The sequence below is a fragment of the Streptomyces sp. genome, assembly GCF_050698815.1.
Classification (GTDB): domain Bacteria; phylum Actinomycetota; class Actinomycetes; order Streptomycetales; family Streptomycetaceae; genus Streptomyces.
On sequence record NZ_JBOHCV010000502.1, the window covers coordinates 1 to 2,908 of the forward strand.

The 2,908-nt window shown below is 71.4% G+C and carries 3 protein-coding genes; all 3 read right to left on the reverse strand.

The features are described from left to right. Positions 1-913: ATP-binding cassette domain-containing protein (locus tag ACRDP3_RS18040; RefSeq protein ID WP_431517994.1), on the reverse strand; the 913-nt coding region annotated here is incomplete at its 3' end. After that, positions 903-1,934: an ABC transporter ATP-binding protein gene (locus ACRDP3_RS18045; protein WP_431517995.1), complete on the reverse strand. Its 1,032-nt coding sequence runs from the start codon at positions 1,932-1,934 to the stop codon at positions 903-905. The genes ACRDP3_RS18040 and ACRDP3_RS18045, both read right to left, overlap by 11 nt. Positions 1,935-1,945: 11 nt before the next feature. Then, the coding region (locus tag ACRDP3_RS18050; RefSeq protein ID WP_431517996.1) for an ABC transporter permease at positions 1,946-2,908 on the reverse strand (963 nt) is incomplete at its 5' end.

Below are 2,908 nucleotides of genomic sequence, written 5' to 3' on the forward strand. Positions count from 1 at the left end.
CCTTGGGGCAGCGGCCCCGGAAGAGGCAGCCGGTCTCGTCGAGCTCGAGCTTCGCCTTGCGCCGGACGAGCGACATGCCGGGCCGCGGCACGGATTCGAGCAGCCGCTGCGTGTAGGGGTGCTGCGGAGCCTTGAGGATCGTGGCGACCGGCCCCTGCTCGACGACCCGGCCGCGGTACATGACGAGCACCTCGTCCGCGACCTGGCGGACGACGGTGAGGTCGTGCGAGATGAGAATGTAGGTGAGGCGGAACTCGCGGCGCAGGTCGGCGACGAGGTTGAGGATCTGGGCCTGGATCGAGACGTCGAGGGCTGAAACAGCCTCGTCCAGGATCAGGACCTTGGGCTCGGTGGCGAGCGCACGGGCGATCGCGGCCCGCTGACGCTGCCCGCCCGACAGCTCTCTGGGTAGCGCGCGCGCTTCCTTCTCGGCAAGCCCGACTGCGTCGAGGAGCTCGCGCGTGCGTGCCTCGCGCTCGGCCTTCGGCCGCGAGAACTGCACCTGCTGCACCTCGTCGAGCACGCGGCGGAGGGACTGGTGAGGGTCGAGGGAGGTGTAGGGGTCCTGGAAGACGATCTGGATGTTGCGGCGTACGGCCTTGAGCGCCTTCCCCGAGAGCCGGGTGATGTCCTCGCCCTTGTAGCGGATGCGCCCGGCGGTGGGGGTCTCCAGGTGCGTGACCAGCTTGGCGACGGTCGACTTGCCGCAGTCCGACTCCCCGACGATGCCCAGGGTTTCGCCGCGTGTCAGGTCGAAGGAGACGCCGTCGACGGCCTTGACGGCGCCCACCTGCCGCTTGATGACGACGCCCTGGGTGAGCGGGAAGTGCTTGACCAGACCGCTCACCTCGAGGATCGCCTCACCCGGCGCGTACGCGGTCCCCGCCGGCGCGGTCATGCTGTCACCGCTCATCCAGCAGCTCCTTCCAGAAGTGGCACGCACTGGCTCTGCCCGGACCCACCTCGCCGTACAGCGGCGGCTCGTCGGTGCGGCAGACGGGGCGCGCCATCGGGCAGCGGGGGTGGAAACCGCAGCCGGGCGGGACGCTGAGCAGGCTCGGCGGCAGCCCCTTGATCGCGTTGAGCCGCTGCCCCTTCTGGTCCAGGCGCGGGATGGAGTCGAGCAGCCCCTTCGTGTACGGATGGGCGGGGGCCCGGTAGAGCTCGCCCACCGGGGCGGTCTCCACGATCCGGCCGGCGTACATCACGGCGATCTCGTCGGCGACGTCGGCGACCACGCCCAGGTCGTGGGTGATCAGGATCAGGCCCATCCGGTACTCGCGGCGGAGGTCGGCGAGCAGTTCCATCACCTGGGCCTGGACGGTGACGTCCAGCGCGGTGGTCGGCTCGTCCGCGATGATGAGCCGGGGCTCGAGCGCCAACGCCATGGCGATCATGATGCGTTGGCGCATGCCGCCGCTGAACTGGTGCGGGTAGTCGCCGGCCCGTGCCCGGGCGGCCGGAATCCGGACCCGGTCCATGAGTTCGACGGCCTTGGCTCTGGCCTCCTTGCGGGAGGCGCCCCGGTGCACCCGGAACATCTCACCGAGCTGGTAGCCCACGCTGAGCACGGGGTTCAGCGACGACAGCGCGTCCTGGAAGATCATCGCCATCCGCGCGCCGCGGATCTTCCGCCGCTCCTCCGCCGGGAGCGTCAGCAGGTCCCGGCCCTCGAAGCGGATCTCGCCGCCCGTGATCCGTCCCGGCGGCGTGTCGAGGATGCCCATGACCGCCTGCGCGGTCACCGACTTGCCCGAACCGGACTCCCCCAGCACGGCCAGCGTCTCGCCCGCCGAGACGCCGAAGCTGACGCCGTTGACGGCCTGGGCGACGCCGTCCCGGGTGCGGAATTCCACCCGCAGGTCCCGTACGGCCAGCAGCGGCGCCTCCGGGGACGGGGGCGGCGACGGGGGACGGGGCTGGGTCCGGTTCACGTACGTCTCCCTCAGCGCAGCTTGGGGTCGAGGGCGTCGCGCACCGCGTCGCCGAGCATGATGAAGGCCAGCACGGTCAGGCTCAGTGCGGCGGCGGGATAGAGCAGGATGTGCGGCGCGTTGCGGAACTGCATCCCCTGCGAGGCGTCGGAGATGTCCGCGCCCCAGGAGACGGTGGGCGGCTGCAGTCCGACGCCGAGGTAGCTGAGGGTCGCCTCCAGCGCGATGTACGTGCCCAGCGCGATCGTCGCGGTGACGATGACCGGCGCGACGGCGTTCGGCAGGATGTGCCGCACCAGCATCCGCGCGTTGCCGGCGCCCAGTGCCCGCGCGGCCTGTACGTAGTCGTGCTGCTTGGCCGAGATGACCGCGCCGCGCGCGATGCGGGCGATCTGCGGCCAGCCCAGCAGTGCGATGAAGGCGACCACCGTCCACACCGAACGGCTGCCCGTCATGGAGAGGAAGACCAGCCCGCCGAGCATGATCGGGATGCCGAAGAAGATATCGGTGAGCCGGGAGAGCAGGGCGTCCCACCAGCCGCCGAAGAAGCCCCCGAGCCCGCCCAGGACGCTGCCGGCCAGGGCGACGCCGAGGGTGGCGCAGACGCCGACGGTCACGGACGTACGGGCGCCGTGGACCACCCGCGTGTAGACGTCGCAGCCCTGGGTGTCGTAGCCGAACCAGTGGCCGGGCGAGGCCGGGTCCAGGGACTTCCCCAGCTGGCAGGAGAGCGGGTTGCGGGTGGCGATCAGGCCGGGCCACAGGGAGATGAGGACGAGGAAGAAGATCAGCAGTCCGGAGACGACGAAGACGGGATTGCGGCGCAGGTCGTGCCAGGCGTCCGACCACAGACTGCGGGCCCGCTCACCCGGCCCCGGCTCCTGAGGGGCGGCGGGCTGCCTCAGCTCCTCGCCCTCGGTGGACACCAGTTCCGCGGCACCGCCGCCTGCGCCGACCGCCGACGGCTCACCGGC